This is a genomic window from Acidovorax sp. SUPP2825 (assembly GCF_030158995.1).
Classification (GTDB): domain Bacteria; phylum Pseudomonadota; class Gammaproteobacteria; order Burkholderiales; family Burkholderiaceae_C; genus Paracidovorax.
In genome coordinates this window covers 217758-237981 of the sequence record NZ_BQXK01000008.1, presented here as the reverse complement: position 1 = coordinate 237981, position 20224 = coordinate 217758, and the positions used below count along the sequence as shown (strand labels likewise).

At 71.0% G+C, this 20224-nt stretch carries 14 protein-coding genes; 9 read left to right on the top strand and 5 right to left on the bottom strand.

Annotated elements, in window-relative coordinates; genetic code table 11:
• The 4 genes from AVAK2825_RS12760 to AVAK2825_RS12745 form a co-directional block, all read left to right on the top strand.
• A partial coding sequence (locus tag AVAK2825_RS12760; protein WP_284399019.1) for an electron transfer flavoprotein subunit alpha/FixB family protein occupies positions 1–562 on the top strand: 562 nt, incomplete at its 5' end.
• A gap of 79 nt (positions 563–641) precedes the next feature.
• A complete protein-coding gene (locus AVAK2825_RS12755; protein ID WP_284399016.1) occupies positions 642–2432 on the top strand; it encodes an acyl-CoA dehydrogenase in 1791 nt (596 codons plus the stop codon).
• A 106-nt stretch (positions 2433–2538) separates the two neighbouring features.
• Positions 2539–3495 (top strand): NAD(P)H-dependent flavin oxidoreductase, encoded by a 957-nt coding sequence (locus AVAK2825_RS12750; protein WP_284399013.1) that lies wholly within the window; start codon positions 2539–2541, stop codon positions 3493–3495.
• A 160-nt stretch (positions 3496–3655) separates the two neighbouring features.
• Entirely contained in the window at positions 3656–4798 is a 1143-nt protein-coding gene (locus AVAK2825_RS12745) for an acyltransferase family protein (protein ID WP_284399010.1), read from the top strand.
• A 65-nt stretch (positions 4799–4863) separates the two neighbouring features.
• Here the strand turns inward: AVAK2825_RS12745 and AVAK2825_RS12740 are convergent, their stop codons facing one another.
• The 3 genes from AVAK2825_RS12740 to AVAK2825_RS12730 form a co-directional block, all read right to left on the bottom strand.
• Positions 4864–5268 (bottom strand): hypothetical protein, encoded by a 405-nt coding sequence (locus tag AVAK2825_RS12740; protein WP_272568355.1) that lies wholly within the window; start codon positions 5266–5268, stop codon positions 4864–4866.
• 162 nt (positions 5269–5430) lie between these two features.
• Positions 5431–13959, bottom strand: coding sequence for a glycoside hydrolase family 94 protein (locus AVAK2825_RS12735; RefSeq protein ID WP_284399006.1), 8529 nt, complete (start codon positions 13957–13959; stop codon positions 5431–5433).
• 105 nt (positions 13960–14064) lie between these two features.
• Positions 14065–14319 (bottom strand): DUF1488 family protein, encoded by a 255-nt coding sequence (locus AVAK2825_RS12730; protein ID WP_284399001.1) that lies wholly within the window; start codon positions 14317–14319, stop codon positions 14065–14067.
• Positions 14320–14584: 265 nt separating this feature from the next.
• Here AVAK2825_RS12730 and AVAK2825_RS12725 point away from each other — a divergent pair, with 265 nt between their 5' ends.
• The 5 genes from AVAK2825_RS12725 to AVAK2825_RS12705 all read left to right on the top strand — a co-directional run bounded on the left by AVAK2825_RS12725 (position 14585) and on the right by AVAK2825_RS12705 (position 18758).
• Positions 14585–15289: a Crp/Fnr family transcriptional regulator gene (locus tag AVAK2825_RS12725; protein ID WP_284398999.1), complete on the top strand. Its 705-nt coding sequence runs from the start codon at positions 14585–14587 to the stop codon at positions 15287–15289.
• Positions 15290–15493: 204 nt separating this feature from the next.
• Positions 15494–15709 (top strand): transcription antiterminator/RNA stability regulator CspE, encoded by a 216-nt coding sequence (gene cspE, locus AVAK2825_RS12720; protein WP_272552015.1) that lies wholly within the window; start codon positions 15494–15496, stop codon positions 15707–15709.
• A gap of 91 nt (positions 15710–15800) precedes the next feature.
• Entirely contained in the window at positions 15801–16862 is a 1062-nt protein-coding gene (locus tag AVAK2825_RS12715; RefSeq protein ID WP_284398987.1) for a S1 family peptidase, read from the top strand.
• 340 nt (positions 16863–17202) lie between these two features.
• Positions 17203–17463 (top strand): hypothetical protein, encoded by a 261-nt coding sequence (locus tag AVAK2825_RS12710; protein WP_272568362.1) that lies wholly within the window; start codon positions 17203–17205, stop codon positions 17461–17463.
• 185 nt (positions 17464–17648) lie between these two features.
• A complete protein-coding gene (locus AVAK2825_RS12705) occupies positions 17649–18758 on the top strand; it encodes a PA0069 family radical SAM protein (protein WP_284398980.1) in 1110 nt (369 codons plus the stop codon).
• Between the two features lie 60 nt (positions 18759–18818).
• Here the strand turns inward: AVAK2825_RS12705 and AVAK2825_RS12700 are convergent, their stop codons facing one another.
• The gene (locus AVAK2825_RS12700; RefSeq protein WP_284398977.1) at positions 18819–19133 is read right to left on the bottom strand and encodes a hypothetical protein; all 315 of its coding nucleotides are present in this window, start codon (positions 19131–19133) and stop codon (positions 18819–18821) included.
• A 139-nt stretch (positions 19134–19272) separates the two neighbouring features.
• On the bottom strand, positions 19273–20166 hold the full coding sequence (locus tag AVAK2825_RS12695) for a LysR family transcriptional regulator (RefSeq protein WP_284398976.1): 894 nt from the start codon (positions 20164–20166) through the stop codon (positions 19273–19275).
• Positions 20167–20224 lie beyond the last annotated feature (58 nt).

Here is a 20224-nt window from a genome sequence, read left to right as displayed (position 1 = left end):
GCGCCCCATCTACGCCGGCAACGCCATCGCCACCGTGCAAAGCAGCGATGCGACCAAGGTCATCACCGTGCGCACCACCGGCTTCGATGCCGCGGCCGCCACGGGGGGCTCGGCCGCCGTCGAGAAGGCTGACGCCGCCGCCGATTCCGGCAAGAGCAGCTTCGTGGGCCGCGAAGTGACCAAGAGCGACCGCCCCGAGCTCACCGCCGCCAAGATCATCGTCTCGGGCGGGCGGGCGCTGGGCAGCAGCGAGAAGTTCAACGAAGTGATGACGCCCCTGGCGGACAAGCTGGGTGCGGCGATCGGCGCGAGCCGCGCGGCGGTGGATGCGGGCTACGCGCCCAACGACCTGCAGGTGGGGCAGACGGGCAAGATCGTGGCGCCGCAGCTGTACATCGCGGCGGGCATCTCGGGCGCGATCCAGCATCTGGCGGGCATGAAGGACTCCAAGGTGATCGTGGCGATCAACAAGGACCCGGAAGCGCCGATCTTCAGCGTGGCCGACTACGGCCTGGAGGCCGACCTGTTCACGGCCGTGCCGGAACTGGTCAAGGCGCTCTGAACGCGCGGCCCCGTTCCCCGGAAGGCATCGCTTGCGATGCCTTTTTTTCCGACATTTTTTGCCTCCGGAGACTTCTTCCATGAGTTACACCGCCCCCGTCAAGGACATGCTGTTCGCGATCAAACACCTGGCGAACATCGAGCAGGTGGCCCAGTTGCCCGGCTTTGAGGATGCTGGCCTGGATACCGCCCAGGCGGTGCTGCAGGAATGCGCCCGCTTCAACGAGGGCGTGGTGGCGCCATTGAACGTCGTGGGGGACCGCAACCCGTCGTCGTGGAAGGACGGGGTGGTCACGACCACGCCGGGGTTCAAGGAGGCCTTTCGCCAGTACGCCGAGGGCGGCTGGCAGGGCCTGCAGCACCCGGCCGATTTCGGCGGCCAGGGCCTGCCCAAGACCATCGGGGCGGCCTGCATCGAGATGTGCAACAGCGCCAACCTGAGCTTCGCGCTGTGCCCGCTGCTGACCGACGGCGCCATCGAGGCACTGCTCACGGCCGGCAGCGATGACCTCAAGGCCACCTACCTCGAAAAGCTGGTGACCGGCGAGTGGACCGGCACCATGAACCTCACCGAGCCGCAGGCCGGCTCGGACCTGGCGCTGGTGCGCACGCGCGCCGAGCCGCAGGGCGACGGCACCTACCAGGTGTTCGGCACCAAGATCTTCATCACCTATGGCGAGCACGACATGGCCGCCAACATCGTGCACCTCGTGCTGGCGCGCGTGCAGGGCGCGCCCGAGGGCGTGAAGGGCATCAGCCTGTTCGTGGTGCCCAAGTTCCTGGTCAACGCCGATGGCAGCCTGGGCGAGCGCAACGATGCGCACTGCGTTTCCATCGAGCACAAGCTGGGCATCAAGGCATCGCCCACCGCGGTGCTGCAGTTCGGCGACCACGGCGGCGCCGTGGGCTACCTGGTGGGCGAGGAAAACCGCGGCCTCGAATACATGTTCATCATGATGAACGCGGCCCGCTACGCCGTGGGCGTGCAGGGCATCGCGGTGGCCGAGCGCGCCTACCAGCAGGCCGTGGGCTACGCGAAGGACCGCGTGCAGAGCCGGCCCGTGGACGGCAGCGTGAAGGCCAGCGCGACCATCATCCACCACCCCGACGTGCGCCGCATGCTCATGACCATGCGCGCCTACACCGAAGGCTGCCGCGCCATGGCCACCGTGGCCGCGGCCGCCTACGACGCCTCGCACCACCACCCCGATGCCGAGACGCGCCGGCAGAACACGGCGTTCTACGAATTCATGGTGCCGCTGGTCAAGGGCTACAGCACCGAGATGAGCCTGGAGGTCACCAGCCTGGGCGTGCAGGTGCACGGCGGCATGGGCTTCATCGAGGAGACCGGCGCCGCGCAGCACTACCGCGACGCGAAGATCCTCACCATCTACGAAGGCACCACCGCCATCCAGGCCAACGACCTCGTGGGCCGCAAGACGGCGCGCGACGGCGGGCAGACGGCCAAGGCCATCGCCGCGCAGATCGCGGCGACCGAGGGCGAACTCGACGCCAGCGGCACGCCCGCCGCCCGCGCCGTGGCCCGGCGCCTGTCCCAGGCCCGCGCGGCGTTCCTGGAGGTGGTGGATTTCATCGCCGCCAGCGCCAAGGCCCAGCCCAATGCCGCCTATGCGGGCAGCGTGCCGTACCTGATGCTGGCCGGCAACCTGGTGGCGGGCTGGCAGATGGGCCGCGCGCTGCTGGCCGCGCAGCGGCTGTTGCCAGAGGGACAGGACGAAGCGTTCCTGCGCGCCAAGATCGCCACCGCGCAGTTCTACGCGGACCACATCCTGGTCAAGGCCGGCGGCCTGCGCGATGCCATCGTGGAAGGTGCCGACAGCGTGACCGCGCTGGCGCCCGAGGCGTTCTGACGCCCCTCTGGCTGTTTTGCTTGCTATTGAATCGATAGCTGAATGCCCTAGAGAAATATGTGCTGGGGCTGTTTTTCATCATTAATACCCACCCCGGAGACCGTCCATGTCCCAGTTGCCACCGGCGCTTCAGAAACTCTCGCTGCCCGTCATCGGTTCGCCGCTGTTCATCATCAGCAACCCCCAGTTGGTGATCGCGCAGTGCAAGGCGGGCATCGTGGGCTCGATGCCCGCGCTCAACGCCCGCCCGGCCGAGCAGCTGGACGACTGGCTGGCCGAGATCACCGAGGCGTTGGCGGCGCATGACAAGGCGCACCCTGACCGGCCGTCGGCCCCGTTCGCCATCAACCAGATCGTGCACAAGAGCAACGACCGACTGGAGCACGACATGCAGGTCTGCGCCAAGTACAAGGTGCCGATCGTCATCACCAGCCTGGGCGCGCGCGAGGACGTGAACCAGGCCGTGCACGGCTGGGGCGGCATCGTGCTGCACGACATCATCAACAACAAGTTCGCGCACAAGGCGATCGAGAAGGGCGCCGACGGCCTCATCGCCGTGGCCGCGGGCGCGGGCGGGCATGCGGGGGTCAAGAGCCCCTTTGCGCTGATCCAGGAGATCCGCCAGTGGTTCGACGGCCCCGTGGCGCTGTCCGGCGCGATCGCCTCGGGCGGCGCCGTGCTGGCCGCGCAGGCCATGGGGGCCGACTTCGCCTACATCGGCTCGGCCTTCATCGCCACGCACGAAGCGCGGGCGCAGGAGGCCTACAAGCAGGCCATCGTGGACGGCAACTCCGACGACATCGTCTACAGCAACCTGTTCACGGGCGTGCACGGCAACTACCTGGCGCCCTCGGTGCGCGCGGCCGGGCTCGACCCCGACCACCTGCCCGAGTCCGACCCGAGCAAGATGAATTTCGGCGGCGACGCCAAGAAGGCCTGGAAGGACATCTGGGGCTGCGGCCAGGGCATCGGCGCGATCACCGAGGTGACCGGCGCGGCCGACCTCGTGGCCCGCCTGCGCCGCGAGTACCAGGCCGCGCGGGGCCGCCTGGCCGTCCTCTGAGCCGCGCCGCCGGGCCGGCTCCCCCGGCCCGGGACGCTATACTTTTCGACCCCCGCGCTCCCGGCGCTGCCGCATGGCAGTGCCGGGAGCGCTTTTTTGCGGGCCAGCGGGCACTTTGCCGCGCGGCCCGTTCCATGGTTCGTCCCTCGCCGGTTTCCGCATGTCCTCCGCCTCCCGCAGTTCCCTGATCGACACGGTCAAGGGCCTGGCCTGCGCGACCATCGTCGCGCACCACCTGGTTTTCTACGGCCCCATGTCCGATGTGGCCCTGCCGCTGATGCCGCAGGTGATGGCGTGGCTGTCCCAGCATGGGCGGATGGCCGTGCAGGTGTTTCTGGTCCTCGGCGGCTACCTGGCCGCGGCCAGCCTGGCGCCCACCGGCGCGGCGCGCTTCGACAGCGCCTCCGAGCAGATCGGCCGGCGGTTCGTGCGGCTGGCCGTGCCCTACGCCGTGGCCCTGGTGCTGGCGGTGCTGGCCTCCGCCGCGGTACGGCCCTTCCTGGACCACCCCTCGGTGCCGGGCGAGCCCAGCCCCGCCCAGCTGGTGGCGAACGCGCTGATGATCCAGGACATCGTGGGCGAGGAGGCGCTGTCCGCCGGGGTCTGGTACGTGGGCATCGACTTCCAGCTCTTCGCGCTGGCGGCGCTGCTGTTCTCGGCCGTGCGCCGCTGGCCGGGCGTGAGCCGGCCGCAGGCGGAGCGCCTGGGCAAGGCGCTGGTGCTGGCCGGCACGGCGCTGTCCCTGCTGTGGCTCAACCGCGAGCCGGGCCTGGACATGTGGGCCTGTTATTTCTTCGGCTCGTATGGCCTGGGCATGCTGGCGTGCTGGACCGTGCGCGCGCCCCGTGCGCGGGCGGGGCTGCTGGCCATCGCTGCGCTGGGGGTGGTGGCGCTGGCGGTGGAGTTCCGCGAACGCATCGCGGTGGCCTGGGTGGCTGCGCTGGTGCTGGTGCTTTGGCTGCGCTGGGGGCAGCCCTGGCTGTCGGCGCGCTGGCCTGCCGGGGCATCCAGTGCCGTGCCCCATCCCCTGGAGCGGCTGGGGCGCATGTCGTATTCGGTGTTCCTCGTGCACTTTCCCGTGTGCCTGCTGGTGAATGCCGCGTTCCAGCAGGCCTGGCGGAACTCCGCCGCGATGAACCTGCTGGGCATGGCCACCGCCTTCGGCCTGTCGCTGGCCGCGGGGCGCCTGCTGTACTGGCGGGTGGAGCACCACGTGCCGTCGTGGACGGTGGCGCTGCGCTGGCAGGCCGGGCTCGTGGGCACCGGCGTGGTGGTGGCGTTCGCGGCCGGGCGCTTCGGCTGATCAGGCCCGGCGGTGGGCCCGAGCGCTCAGGCTCGGGGCTCCACCATGCCAAGCCGGGATGACGCTCAGGCGGGGTCTTTCGCCACTTCGCGCCCGCGGCGGCGCCAGTCGATGAACCAGGCCATGAACGGCAGGATGAGCATGGAGCCGGGCACCACCCACACCAGCAGGTAAGGGCTGACCGACGAGGCCGAGCGCATCACGCTGCGCAGCCGGTCGCGCTCCTCGGCCGTCCACAACCCCTGGCGGCGCTGCTGCACCAGCCACGTCACCGACCCCTTCATGGTGGCCAGTTCCTTGAGAAAGCGGTTCTTCTCCCGGTTGCTGCCCGCCAGGAAGGCGCAGAACCACTCCGGTGCGCACTCGACGCGGCGCTGCAGGGCCGCGGCGGACGCGGGATCGGACGCCTGCGTCAGGGCGGTGTCGGGCGGAAGCGGGGGCTCCGGATCGTGGGGAGAAGCGGTGTTCATGGGTTGGGGGGGGCGTTCACTGCGCAGTGCCGGGCGGGTTGCCTGCAGGCGTGCCCTCCGACTGTGCCACAGAGCGAAATCCATGGTGGGCCAGAGTGTACTGAGTGTCTGTATTTAAATACAGTATGGGCGGCTTTCTTCGGTGCACGGGGCGCGCCGCGATCAGAGCGTCAGCAGCAAATCGTGCCCGCCGCCGTCGAGCGGCACGCGCACGCCGCTGTCTTCGCAGGGCACGGAGACACCGTCCAGCCAGGCCTGCGGCGGGCCGCCGGCATCCGGGGCACGGGTGATGCGGATCGCGCAGTGGCTGGTGCCGATGGTGACCGTCGCCTCGAACCCCGGCCAGTCCGCAGGAATGCAGGGCCGCACGCGCAGCGCCGTGCCTTCGCGACGCAGCCCCAGGATGCCTTCGATGCCCGCGCGGTACATCCAGGCGGCCGAACCGGTGTACCAGGTCCAGCCGCCGCGCCCGGCATGCGGGGGCACGGCATAGACGTCGGCCGCGACCACGTAGGGCTCGACCCGGTAGCGGGCGACCTGCTCCGGCGTGCTGGCGTGCAGGATGGGGTTCACCAGCCGGAACAGCGCGGCGGCCCGGTCGCCATCGCCCTGCTGGGCGAAGGCGAGGATGGACCACATGGCGGCGTGGCTGTACTGGCCGCCGTTCTCGCGCAGGCCGGGCGGATAGCCCTTGATGTACCCCGGGTCCCGCGGCATCTGGTCAAACGGGGGAGCCAGCAGCAGCGCGAGCCCGTCGTCCTGGCGGATCAGATGCCGCTCCAGCGAATCCATGGCCTGGGCGGCCCGCGCCGGGTCGGCGGCCCCCGACAGCACGGCCCAGGCCTGGGCGATGGCGTCGATGCGGCACTCCCCGCTGTCCTGCGAGCCCAGCCAGGTGCCATCGTCGAAGGTGGCGCGGCGGTACCAGGCGCCGTCCCATGCGACCGCTTCGATGGCGGCGCGCACCGATTCCGCGTGCGCGCGCCAGAGCGCGGCCCGGGCATCGCCACGGCCCTCGGCCAGTGGCGCGAAGAGGGCGACGGTGCGGATCAGCAGCCAGCCCAGCCACACGCTTTCGCCTTGCCCTTCGGCGCCCACGCGGTTCATGCCGTCGTTCCAGTCGCCGGTGCCGATGAGCGGCAACCCCTGCCGGCCCGTGAGCGCCATGCATTGGTCCAGCGCGCGGGCGCAGTGCTCGAACAGCGAGGCCGACTGTCCGGACGGCATGGGCTGGAAGAACGCATCGTGTTCGCCAAGCTGCAGCGCCGGGCCTTCGAGGAAGGGCACGGCTTCGTCCAGCACGGCGCGATCGCCCGAGGTGGCGACGTACTCCGCCGCCGCATAGGCCAGCCAGGCGCGGTCGTCCGAGATGCGGGTGCGCACGCCCTGGCCGGAGTGCGGCAGCCACCAGTGCTGCACGTCGCCTTCCGGGAACTGGCGGCCGGCGGCGCGCAGCAGGTGCGCGCGGGTCTGCTCCGGGTGGGTGAAGCGCAGCGCCATCCCGTCCTGCAACTGGTCGCGGAACCCGTAGGCGCCGCTGGCCTGGTAGAAGGCCGCCCGGGCCCAGAGCCGGCAGGCGATGGTCTGGTAGAGCAGCCAGCCGTTGAGCAGGATGTCCATGGCCCGGTCGGGCGTGCGCACCTGCACCGCGCCCAGCGTTTGCCGCCAGCCTGCGGCCACCTGCGCCAGCACGGCATCGAGATCGCAGGTGCGGTAGCGGGCGATGAGCGCCTGCGTGGCCTGCAGCGAGTCGCCTTGCCCCAGCAGGGACACAACCTCCACCGAGGCCCCCGGAGCCAGTTCGACCACGCACTGCAGCGCCGCGCAGGGGTCGAGCCCGGCGCCCGTGCGGCCCGACAGCGGGTCGTTGCTTGCGAACGCGGCGGGTGCCCCGGGCCCGCCGTGGCGTCCCAGGAACTCCGTGCGGTCGGCCGTCCACGCCGTCTGCTGCCCGCGCAGGTCCGCGAAGGCCACCCGGCCGGGAAAGGCCATGTCCCACGGCTTGTGGGCGAGCAGGGCGCCGCTGCCGGCATCCACCGCGGTCACGATGAACGGCGCCGACGCGCCGCGCGAGGTGCCCAGCACCCATTCGGCATAGGCCGTGACCGTCAGGCGCCGGGCCCTGCCCGAGGTGTTGCGCAGCGTGAGGCGCGAGATCTTGACGGGGTCCTCGCCGGGCACGTACTGCAGCAGCTCCAGCCCCAGGCCGCGCGCCGCGTGCGCGAACCGGCTGTAGCCGTGGCCATGGCGCGCTTCGTACAGGCCATCGTCGCCCAGGGGCTGCGCCGTGGCGGTCCACACCTCGCCCGTGGCGTCGTCGTGCACGTAGATCGCTTCTCCGGACGGATCGCTCACCGGGTCGTTGGACCACGGGGTCAGCTGGTTCTCGCGGCTGTTGGTGCACCAGGTGCAGGTGCTGCCGCGCTCGGACACCTGGAACCCGAACCCCGGGTTGGCGATGACGTTGATCCAGGGCGCCGGGGTGGCCTGGCCCGGGCCCAGCCGCACCACATACTCCCGCCCGTCCAGGGCGAATCCGCCCAGGCCGTTAAAGAATTCCAGGTCCGCGGAGGCGGCCGCGGCCGCGGGTGTGTCCACCGCCGGAGAGGAGGGCGGCGGCGCCCAGGCCGGCCTGGCGGGGGCCGGTCCCACGCCCGGGGCGGGGGGCGCCATGCGGGCGAGCCGGTCGGCGACCGGACCCTGGCGCGCGACGAGCTCCAGGCGCGCCGCCGACTGCAGCAGCGCGCGCCCCTGGACCCCGAGCAGGTCGGCCCGCAGCACATGGACCGCGCCCTGCGCCAGTCCCGATGCCATGGCCGGGCGCGCCTGGCTGCTGCGCACCGCGGTCTCGATGGCCACCTGCAGGTCCTGCACGTAGGAAGACGCGCGTTCGTTGAGGATGACCAGGTCCACGCTCAGCTGCTTCATGCGCCAGTATTCGTGGGCCGTGAGCAATTGCCGCACCTGCGGCATGTCCTCGATGTCGTCGATGCGCAGCACCACGATGGGCAGGTCGCCGGAGACCGCGTGCGGCCACAGCCCCGACTGCGGCCCGGCGCCCTGCAGCAGGGTCTCGGGATGGGCGCGGAACCGACGGTCGGCATACAGCAACGGGGCGGCCAGGCGCTGGAAGTCGGCGGCTTCCTCGCCGTCCACTCCCAGGTGGCGCAGCTGCACCTGGGCCTGCGTCCACGACAGCGTGGCGGCGCGGTCGAAGGCGCTGCGCTCGTGGTGCTGATCGATCAGGTCCAGCAGCCCCGCGCGGGTCGATGCCACCACGGTCCAGAAGGCGATGCGTGCCAGCCCGCCCGGTGCCACGCGCACCCGCTGGCGCAGGGCGAACACCGGGTCCAGCACCGTGCCCACAGCGCCCGACAGCGGCAGGTCCTGCAGCACGGCGGCGGCGGTGGCGGGTTCGCGCCCCCGGCCCAGGAAGCCCGCGCGGTCGGAGCCGTACTGGGGCGCCGCGGTGATCTCGCCTTCCAGCACCGCGAAATGCCCGGCCCATGCCTGCGGCTCGTGCGGCGTGCGCGGCCGGCGCGTGGCGATCAGCGCGCCGAATTCCGGCAGGTACTCGGTCAGCACGAAGAGCTTGGAGAACGCGGGATGCGCGTCGTCCGCGGCCTGCGGCGCCAGCACCACCTCGGCATAGGAGGTCACATCGATCTCGCGCGCCCGGCGCCCGCTGTTGGCCAGCGAGATGCGGCGCACTTCGCCGTCGGTCTCGCCGGACACCAGCACGTCCAGCGTGGTGAGCAGGCCCTTGTCGTGGTGCGAGAACGTGGCGTGGTCCTCGCCGAACAGCACGTCGCCGTGGTGGTGGCTGGCGCCCAGGGGCTGGGTGGTGGGGGACCAGAGCTGGGCGCTTTGCACATCGCGCAGGTAGATGAAACTGCCGTGCGAATCCCGCGTGGCGTCCTCGCGCCAGCGGGTCACCGCCACCCCGCGCCAGCGGCTGTAGCCCGCGCCGGCGGCCGTGAGCATGACCGTGTAGCTGCCGTTGGACAGCAGGTGCGTGACCGGCCCCGGCGCTCCGGCAGCCAGGCGGCGCACGGTGGGCTGCTGGCCCACGCCGCCGTCCAGCGAGGCCTTGACTTCTTCGGCGCGCGGCCGGTCCACCGCCACGTTGCGCGGCGTGCGCTCCTGCAGGAGCAGCTCGCTGGACTGGACCATGGGCTCGCGGTGAAAGCGCTCCCGCATGCGGCCGTCCTTCAGCACGTTGAGCAGGGCCACGATGGTCATACCCTGGTGGTGGGCCATGTAGTTGCGCACGATGGCCACCGGCTGTCCTTCGGGCAGGCGGGTGGGCGTGAAATCCAGCGCTTCGTAGAAGCCATGGTGGCCCAGCGCCCCCAGGGCGGCCAGGCGCTCGTAGTTCAGCAGCGCCGCGCGCGGCTCCACCATGGCGGCCAGGCCGGTGGCGTACGGCGCGATGACGCGGTTGTCGCCGAGTCCGCGCTTGAGGCCCAGGCCCGGTACGCCGAAGTTGGAGTACTGGTAGGTGAACTCCCTGTCGCGCGCGTTGTAGGCGGACTCCGAGATGCCCCACGGAATGCCGAGCGCCTGCCCGTACGCGATCTGCCGCTGCACCACCAGGCGGTTCGTCTGCTCCAGCAGGCTGCCCGCGGGCGCCCGCATGACCAGCGAGGGCATCAGGTATTCGAACATCGAGCCGGACCAGGAGATCAGCGCCGAGCTGCCCGCAAGCGGCGTGGCAGTACGCCCCAGGCGGAACCAGTGGCGGGTGGGTGCATCGCCCTTGGCGATGGCGAAGAGGCTCGCCAGCCGCGCCTCGGACCCGAGCAGGTCGTAGCAGTTCTCGTCCAGGCGCTGCTCCGCCAGGGCGTAGCCGATGGACAGCAGCTTGCGCTCCGGGTCCATCAGGAACGCGAAATCCATGGCCAGGGCCATCTCACGCGCCGTGCCGGCCAGCGCCTGCAGCCGCTGGGCCAGGGCCGGCGCCGAGGTGGGCGCCAGGGCATCGTCGGCGTGCGCCGCGGCCACGCGGGCGATCTCGCGGGTCCAGAACAGCATTTCGTCCACGCCCGGATCGCCGTCCACCGAGCCCGCCGGCGTCGCCGCGCCGGCCGCCTTGTCGGCCAGGCGGCCCAGCGCGGGCGCCAGTTCCTGCAGCGGCAGGGGGCCATCGATCAGGGCGGCCATGCCGTCCAGCAGCTCGCCCATGCGCTGCGCCAGGGGCACGCCGCGCGTGCTGGCCAGGCCCGGCAGGCCCGCACGCGCCAGCTGCAGCGCGTCGCCGATGCCCATGCGGACTTCCGTGCAGGGGCCGTCCTGGGCCCGCCACTCGTCGCAGGTGTTGGCCAGGGCGATCAGGTGGCCGGCGAGGTTGCCGCTGTCCACCGATGACACGTAGGGCGGATCGAGCGCGCGCAGGTCCGCCGTGCCATACCAGTTGAAGAAGTGGCCCCGAAAACGCTGCAGCTGCTGCAGCGTGGCGAACGTCGCCTCCAGGCGCGCCACCGTCTCCAGCGTGCCGGCCCAGCCGAAATCGCGCGCCGCGGCCGTCGCCAGCAGGTACAGGCCGATGTTGGTCGGCGAGGTGCGGCGCGCCACCACGGGCCGGGGCGTTTCCTGGAAGTTGTCGGGCGGCAGCATGTGGTCCGCCGGCGTCACGAAGGTCTCGAAATACCGCCAGGTGCGTCGCGCGATCCGTCGCAGCGCCAGGGCCTGCGCCGGTTGCAGTGCCAGCAGCGGGGCTGTGCCCGGCGGCCGGCTGGCCCAGGCGGCGAGGGCGGGCGCCGCCAGCCACAGCGACAGCATCGGCAGCAGGAGCGCCAGCGTGGCCGCCCAGTGCGATGGCGCCGCCGCGATGGAAGCTATTGCCACGGCCAGGCCGAGCGCCATGCCCGGGGCCATCTGCCGGTAAAAGCCCCGCACGCCCGGCCGGGGGCGCTGGCCGGACTGCGCCGCGGTCGTCCATTCCAGCAGGTGGCGGCGGGTGGCGAACATTCTGGCCAGCGTGCGCACCAGGGCATCGCCCATGCGCCAGGCCTGGTCCGCCAGCAGGCTCCAGGCCAGGACGGTCTGGGCGCAGGCCATCCGCGCATCGGCGGCCAGCACCCGCCATTGGCTGCGCAGCCGCACGCCCGGCCGGTGCGACCAGGCGCTGGAGAGCACCGGCAGGCAGGAAGGAATGGCCAGTACCAGCAGCACCAGCAGCATGGCGACGGCGGCGGGCGCCGTGGGCATCGCCCAGGCCATGCCCAGCGCCAGCAGCGCCGATGGCGCCAGCAGCGAGCGGCGCAGGTTGTCGATCATCTTCCAGCGCCCCACGGCGGACACGGCCTGGGGACCGCTCCAGTGGCCGGCGATCCAGGGCAGCAGCTGCCAGTCGCCCCGGGTCCAGCGGTGCTGGCGCCGCGCGGCCACGTCGTAGCGGGCCGGGGCTTCCTCGATCAGTTCGATGTCGGAGGCCAGGCCGGCGCGCGCGAAAGTGCCTTCGAAGAGATCGTGGCTCAGCAGGGTGTTGTCCGGCACCCGGCCCTGCAGCGATGCCTCGAAGGCATCCACGTCGTAGATGCCCTTGCCGGTGTACGAGCCTTCGCCGAAGAGGTCCTGGTAGACGTCCGAGATGGCCATCGCATACGGGTCCATGCCGCCCGGGCTGGAGGAGATCCGCTGGTAGAACGAGCCCTGGCTGCCGGTGGGCAGCGACGGCGTGATGCGCGGCTGCAAGATGGCGTAGCCGCCCACGACGCGTTGCGACACCGGGTCGAACCGGGGGCGGTTGAGCGGGTGGGCCATCTTGCCCACCAGGCGCAGCGCCGCGTCGCGCGGCAGCCGCGTGTCGGCGTCCAGCGTGATCACGTAGCGCACGCCCTGCGGCACGGCCGGGGTGGGCACGAAGCTGGTGTCCGCCGCGCCGCGCAGCAGCTGGTTCAGCTCATGGAGCTTGCCCCGCTTGCGCTCCCACCCCATCCAGGTGTTCTCCGCCGCATTGAACAGGCGGCGTCGGTGCAGCAGCAGGAATCGCGGCCCCTGCGGCGCAGGGCCGTGGCGCAGGTTCAGCGCCGCGATGGCCTGCTCGGCCAGTGCGACGAGGGCGGCGTCGGAGGGCAGGTCCTGCGTGGGCGCATCCACGCCGTCGGCCACCAGCGCGAAGGCGATGTCGCCCTCGCCGCCCGCCAGGTAGTGCACCTCCAGCCGCTCGATCTGCTCCAGCAGATCCGCCGGGCTGGTGAACAGCGTGGGCATGGCCACCAGGGTGCGCATCGAGGCCGGGATGCCCCCGGCCAGCTCCAGCCCGGGCAGGGGCGCAGCGCCCAGACGCCAGGCCACCAGCCGGTGCACCAGGCTGGTGGCGACCTCGGAGGCGGGCAGCAGCAGGCCCAGCAGCCACAGTGCGGTCAGCCACGCACCCGCACCCACGGGCAGCACGAACCAGCCCGCGGCGCACAGCGCGCCCGTGGTCAGCGCGATGGCGCCCACGTAGCCGCGCAGGCTGTGCTCGCCCCGCAGGCGCGCCAGGCGCCAGTGCAGCGGCGCGTGGAAGCCGATGGCTTGCTCGAGTGCCCTGCGGCCTGCGGAAATGAGGTGGTAGCCGGGGTCGTCGGCGCCGTCGCCGCGCTCTGCACCCGGGGCGCTGGCAGCGGCCTTCGCGGCGGCCAGTGCGTGTTCGGCGATATCCAGCTCCGAATGGCGGGACCGGCGGGCCAACTGCTCGATGGCGTCGCGGTAGAGGTTGCGCGTGGGAAAGTCCATCGCGGCGAAGTGGCTGCCTTCGCGCAGCCGCTCGTCCACCAGGCTTACGCTTTCGAACAAATCGGCCCAGTCGATGTCGGACATGAGCCGCAGGCTCGTGATCACGTTGCGCACGGTGACGTTGGAGGCGCCCTGGCGCTGCTGGGCATGCGACACCACTTCGTCAATGGTGGTGCCCTGCTGCTGCAGGCGCTCCTGCAGCCAGCCCAGCGCCGGCATGGTCCGCGGGTCGTGGTCGCGCAGCCGCTTGGCGAGCTGGGCGGCGAACAGTTCGGACAGCGCCAGGGGTGACCGCGCGGCGATGTCCTCGTCCAGCGCCGAGCGGGCGGAGCCCAGGGCCATCAGATGCGTGGCGAGCCGGTCGGCGTCGGCCCGCGCGGCGCGGCCCACGGTCATCTGGTCCACCAGCCGGCGCAGGTTCTCGATCAGCACGATGCGCAGTGTGATCGCCACCGCCCACAGCTCGCCGATGGTCAGCGGCTGCACGCGCTGGTAGGCCTGCAGGAAGGCCCGCAACGTGCCCGCATCCACATGGCTGTCGGTGTGCGCCACGAAAGCCCAGGTCAGGCCCAGCACCCGGGGATAGCCCGCGAAGGGGCCCGATGCGAGCTTGGGCAGCTGCCGGTAGTAGTCGGCCGGCAGGTCGCCCCGGATGTCGCGCACCTGCTTTTCGACGAGGTGGTAGTTGTCCAGCAGCCACTCGGCGGCGGGCACGACCCGCCGGCCCGCCTCCAGCTCGGCCGCGCTGGCACGGTAGGCGGCCAGCAGCACCCGGGCGTTGTCGTCCAGGCGCCGGCGCAGCGGGGCGACGGCCGGGGGCCTGGCGCTGACGGCTTGCGCGGCGGCCAGGCTCTGGGCGTGCTGCTCCAGGCGCTCCAGCCCGAACAGTTCGCCGCGCACCGGCGCCGAGCCGGACCACAGCGAGGCATCGTTGCCGCGAAAAAAGAGGCGTTGGAGGAAGGGGGTCATGGTGCCTTTCGGTGGGCAGTGGGCGGAGGTGCGCCCAGGCGACTGAACGGCGGATCGGGCAACGGAAGGCGGGGCGAAGGGGGCGCGGGTGCGCGGCCGGCCGCTCTAGGGCGCGCGCAGGTCGAACTCGCGCAGCATCACGGGCTCGATGGCGCCCTGGTCCACGCGGCGGCGCACCGCGGCCTCGATCTCGGGGGCGTGGCTGCGGTACGTGTCCATCGGGTCCTCGTCCGCGGTGCCGGGGCTGTAGCGGTAGTGCAGAGCATCCTTGCCGACACTGGCACCGACCCATTGCGACTGGACCTCGACCCAGAAGCGCACCGTTCCCGAGGCTTCGTGGAAAAAGGGAGGCTGTGACATGGGGAACTCCGAAAAGGTGGGGGGTGATCGCATGCCGCCGGGCGGTGGGTGCACCGGCGCGGGCATGGGGGGAGCGCGCAAGAAAAGCAAACAAGGGCGGCGAAAGACTTGGCGCCGCTTGGCCTGCGAGGCTATGGCCGGATCGCCCGCCTGTCTGTGCGCTGGCACACACAGGCCGTGCGCGGGCCGCACCCTATACTGAACCGGGCGAATCGTTGCCGGTGGCTGTTCCATCGCTGATGCATCCGGCTTTCTGGAGAATGCGATGCCCCACCGTGAAGAACCCCGGCGCAACCGCCTGCTCGCCGCACTGGGCGACGCCGAATGGCAGCGCCTGCACCCCGACCTCGAATCCGTGAGCCTCGGCGTGGGCCAGGTGCTCGGCGAGCCGGGCGAGCGCGTGGGCCATGCGGTGTTTCCCACCACCGCCATCGTCTCGCTGCTGCACCGCCTGGAAGACGGCGGCTGCGCGGGGGTCGCCGTGGTCGGCTTCGAGGGCATGGTCGGCGCGTGCATCGTGCTGGGCGGCGAATCGATGCCCCACCGCGCCGTGGTGCAGTGCGCAGGCCGCGGCTGGCGCGTGCCGGCCCATGCGCTGCTGGACGTGCTGCAGCGGTCCGCCGCGTGGCAGCGGCAGCTGCTGCGCTACGCACAGGCGCTCCTGGCGCAGATCGCGCAGACGGCCGTGTGCAATCGCCACCACTCGCTGGACCAGCAACTGTGCCGCTGGCTGCTGACCAGCCTCGATCGCCTGGACGGCCCGGACGTCGTGGTGACCCAGGAACTCATCGCCCACATGCTGGGCGTTCGCCGCGAAGGGGTGACGGAAGCGGCGGGGAATCTGCAGCAAGCCGGATTGATCCGCTACCGCCGTGGCCGCATCACCGTGATGAACATCGATGGACTGCTGCGCCGCAGCTGCGAATGCCACCGGCTCGTGCAGCGCGAGTACGAGCGGCTTTTGCCGTGAGCGCGTCGCTGCGCCAGGGCGGTTGCGGGAACGGGTGTACCATGGGTCGCGTAGACATGTGCAAGACCGTCACTCCCTAGGTCGCTCCCCAGTTGCCCGCCGGCGCCCTGCCGGTGGATGTTGTCGAATATCCCATCGATGATTTTCTTGGCGTCTCTGCGCCGCAGGCACGTTCGCGCCGCGGCAACTTGAAAAGGAATCGATATGACGACACAAACCGGCACCGTGAAATGGTTCAACGATGGCAAGGGCTTCGGCTTCATCGCCCCCGATGACGGCAGCAAGGACCTGTTTGCCCACTTCCGCGAAATCCAGGGTGGCAGCGGCTTCAAGACCCTGGCGGAAAGCCAGCGCGTGCAGTTCGAAGTGACGCAAGGCGAAAAGGGACCGCAGGCGTCCAACATCCGCGCCGTCGAATAAGGCGCCAGGCCCGGGCGGTGTCCGCCCCGGCCGCACCTCTCCCGAAACGCGGCCCTGGCCGCGTTTTCTTTTTTTTGGAAGGCGCATCCCCATGAAAAACCTGCAAGACGTCACCGAGCGCATCTGCGAACTCAAGGGCAGCCTCATCGCCATCGACGCGCTGCTGCCGGCCCTGCTCGATGCCCTGCCGTCCGGGGCGCACGGCACCCTGGCGCGGTCGTTCGACGCGCACGTCGAAGCGGCCCGGACCGTGATGCTCCACGCCCCCATCTCCGACCATGTGCTGTCCACCTTCGAGCGCGACGCCGCCCGCATGCACGGCGTGATCGCCGCGCTGCCTGGCACGCCGGCGCCGCTGGCCGAGTCCGAGTCCGGACCCGTGGCGCAGTCCCAGGCCCCGGCCACCGAATCCGTGCTGCTCACCAGCACGCGCATCAGCACGTTCGACGGGCCGCGCTCGCTGACGGGCGCGAGCGGGTTCTTCTTCCGGCGCGACGGTCGGCTTTTCCTGGTGACGAGCCGGCACGTGCTGGCCGACGCACCCAGCGCCCATTTTCCGGACCGCATCGAAATCGACCTGCACCTGCATCCGCAGGACCTCACGCGCGTCGCCGTGTTCTCGCTGCCGCTGTACCGCGACGGCCTGGGCCTGTGGCGCCAGGCGGTGGACAGCGGGGGCGAGGTGGACGTGGCCGCGATCGAGATCGACACCGCCCGCCTGCCCGAGGGCTGCGTCTTCGAGGCGTTCGACGCCAGCCACCTGCAGGCGGTGGGCGATCCGCCCCAGGTCGGCGATGCGCTGGTCGTGATCGGGTTTCCGCTGGGGTTTCACGACACGGTGCACCGCCTGCCCGTGGTGCGCGCGGCCTCGGTGGCCTCGGCCTACGGCGTGCGGTTCCAGCAGCAGGGCTATTTCCTGACCGATGCCCGCACCCACCGCGGCAGCAGCGGCGCCCCGGTGCTGCGCCGGCGCCTGGGCCCGGCGCCGCTGCCGTGGCAGCTGCTGGGTGTGCACTCGACCCGCATGGACATGAGCACCCGCGACTTGGTGCAGGACGAATCGCTGGGCCTGAACTGCGCCTGGTATGCCGACGTGCTGATGGCGCTCACCGGCCCGGGGCCGGCGGCCGCCCCACCCGTGGCGGCCGACTGAGCCACGGCGCGCCGAACGGCGCATCGGCACGACGCCGGCGGTGGCGGGCCCGCAACGCAGGGGCCACGGGATGGGCGCAGCGGGAGGGCACCAGTTGCGGCCTCTTTCCATTTTGCTATTAAATTAATAGCGGTATGCCCTAGTGTTGATTGTGCTGGAGGCCAAAAACACCCAAACCGTTGCCGAGCGCAGCACCGTGACCTCCTGTCCGGCCGTGCTTGTGCTGCACCGCGTTGTGGCCTACCGTGTGCCTTCCCTGAGGGCGGCAGCCTTGGCGCCACGGATTCGATCCCCGAGTTCCGGCCGGTGCGCGCGCCAGCCCTGTGAAGAAAGTGCGCATATGAACGTCGTGTTCCTGGGCAAGGTGGCGGAACAGCCCCTGCCGTTCACCACCTCCGACCCCGAGGAAATCCAGCATTTCGAGCTGCTGCGCGCCGCCGGCCTGCTGACGGGCACCACCGCCGTGGAGGAGGAGGGCGGCCCGGTCTGCGCCCGGATCACGGGCTTCACCGAGGAAGGCCGCGCGCTGCAGGCGCTGGACGTGCAACTGCAGCGCATGCACCTGCGCGGCCTGCTGCGCCGCCTCTCCCTGGCCGCCTGACCGCGGGCGGCGGCCCTGGCCAGGGCAGGCCCACGGCATCGGGGCGAACGGCGCCCGGCGAAGGGGCGGAAGACATCCCGAGCGAACGGCGCTAATATCTGTGTTTATATACAGTTTTTGGCTGGCCGCAGGCAGGCGCCGAACCGGCGCCGCCCCTGGCCCAGCCCGCAGCCGAGGCGCCGTCCATGTCCGAATTCCAGATCCCACTGCACGCCATCAAGGGGCGGGGCGCCGCGACGCGGATCCCGCACCGTTTCCTGCGCGATGCGCGCGACGCCTTCGACGATGGCTGGGCCGAGCCCGGCGAAGGGCCGGACGCTGCTGAGCCCCAGGCCACGCGCGTGGTGCTGGAGACCGCGCGCAGCGCCATCTGCGCCAACGACTCGCCGGACATCTTCTTCGAGCACTCGGTCAACCCCTACCGCGGGTGCGAGCACGGCTGCATCTACTGCTATGCGCGGCCCACGCACAGCTACCTGAACCTGTCGCCGGGGCTGGACTTCGAGACGCAGATCATCGCCAAGCACAACATCGCCGAGGTGCTGCGCGGCGAGCTGGCCCGGCCCGGGCACGTGCCGCAGCTGCTCAACATCGGATCGGCCACCGACTGCTACCAGCCCGTGGAGCGCGAGCTGCGCCTGACGCGGGGGCTGATCGAAGTGCTGGGCGAGGCCCGCTATCCGTTTTCGGTCATCACCAAGTCGAGCGGGGTGGAGCGCGACCTCGACCTGCTCGCCCCCCTGGCGCGCGACCACCTGGCCGCCGCCTACGTGACCATCACCACGCTGGACGCCGCGCTCGCCCGCCGCCTGGAGCCGCGCGCCGCCGCGCCGCACCGGCGCCTGCGCACCATCCGCGCGCTGGCCGAGGCCGGCGTGCCGGTGGGCGTGAGCGTTGCGCCGCAGATCCCGTTCATCACCGAAGACATGGAACAGGTGCTGGAGGCCGCGCGTGACGCCGGCGCCACGACCGCCTTCTACACCGTGGTGCGCCTGCCCTGGGAGGTGGCGCCGCTCATGCGCGAGTGGCTGGCGCTGCACTACCCGCAGCGCGCGGCGCGCGTGATGGCCCGCATCCAGGACCTGCACGGCCTGAGCGCCGAGGCCCGCGCGGCGGGCAAGAGCTACCAGAGCGACTTCGCCACACGCATGAAGGGCACGGGGCTGTGGGCCGACCTGGTGCGCCAGCGGTTCGCCACCGCGTGCCGGCGCCTGGGCCTGAACCGCCAGCGCGTGGAGCTGGACCTGTCGCAGTACCGGCCGGCACTGGCACGGGGGCAGGGCGTTCTTTTTTAAAGTTGCCTCACCGCACGCTGAAGGAAATGGATGCGGGCGGTTGCCTGGCGAGCCCGAGCCTCAAGGCTGTGCCGCTTCGAGCAGACGGTCGCGCAGCTCCAGCCTGTCGGGCATGTCGATGTCGGAGAGCGCAGACAGCCAGATGCCGTCCGTCGCGAACCTGACCAGTGCGAATCGGGTGTCTCGATCCGTGGCGTCGTGCCGGTCCAGTCGTGCGTTGAACCAGTTGGCCCAGGCGTGCCTGAGCTGGGGTTCGGTCAGCATGAAGATCGACAGCGCTGCCTTGGGGTTGTCGCTGCTCTCCCAGTCCGTTTCCAGCACGACCTTCACATAGGCGCGAGTGAAGACGCCGGCGGCATCGGTGTCGTTGGCCATGTAGCGGTCCAGCCAAGCCGGCCCGTGATTTCGCCGACTTTGTGGCCTCGGTGGCCCAGGACGGCACATGGAGAGCACACAGCGCTCACTGATCTGGCACTGGCCCCGGGCCTGAAGCGGCGCCGCACACGCCGTCGGCTCAAGCCTGCGCAGCGCTGGCCAGCAGCGCGGCCACCAGCACCTGCATGCCGCGCATCAGCGGCTTGTCCTGCCGCATGATGATTCCCAGCTCGCGCGACAGCGCGGGCCGCAGCGGGCGCACCTGCAGGGCCGTGCGATCTGCATCGCGCAGGGCCATGGCGGGCAGGATGCTGCATCCCAACCCGGCGGCCACCATCTGCTTGATCGCTTCGATGCTGCCCAATTCCATGGTGGGCCGGGCGCGTACGCCGCCGGACAAGAGCCAAGATTCGGTCCGCTGGCGCGTGTTGGTGCCAGGCTCGAACAGGATGAGCGGCTTGTCTGCCAGGTTTTTGGGCGTGACGGTTCTGGGCAGTGCCGGTGCCTGCACGGCGCTGACGGCCACGAACGCGTCTGTCAGCGCGGTGGATACCGTGAGCGCACGGCTGGCGACCGGCAGGGTCACCAGCCCGAGATCGAGCGCATTCAGCTCCACGCGGCGAACGATGTCGTCGGTGTTTCCCGTCGTGACGACGACGTGCAGGGCCGGGTGCGACGAGCGGATCTGCCGCAGCAGCGCAGGCAGCAGATGCAGGCAGGCCGTCGCGCCGGTGCCCATCCGCACGGTGCCCTGAACGCCGTCTGCATGGCTGGACACCGCGGCGGCGGCCTGCATGCCGGCGTCCAGCAGCCCACGCGCGTGCCCGGCCAGTGTCGTGCCGGCGGCAGTGGGGGCAACCGTTCTGCCCACCCGCTCGATCAGGCGCAGGCCGGCCTTGCGCTCGAGTTCGCGCACCTGTGCACTGACGGCGGGCTGGGTCACGCCGAGCTGCTCGGCCGCGGCCGAGAAGCTGCCGGTGTCCAGCACCAGAATGAACGCCTGCAGCTGATCGAAGGTGAAGGGCAGGGCCATAATTTTTCTTATGCGGTGAAGAGCGTGTGACAACTTCTCTTATTGTGTCAGAGGCTCC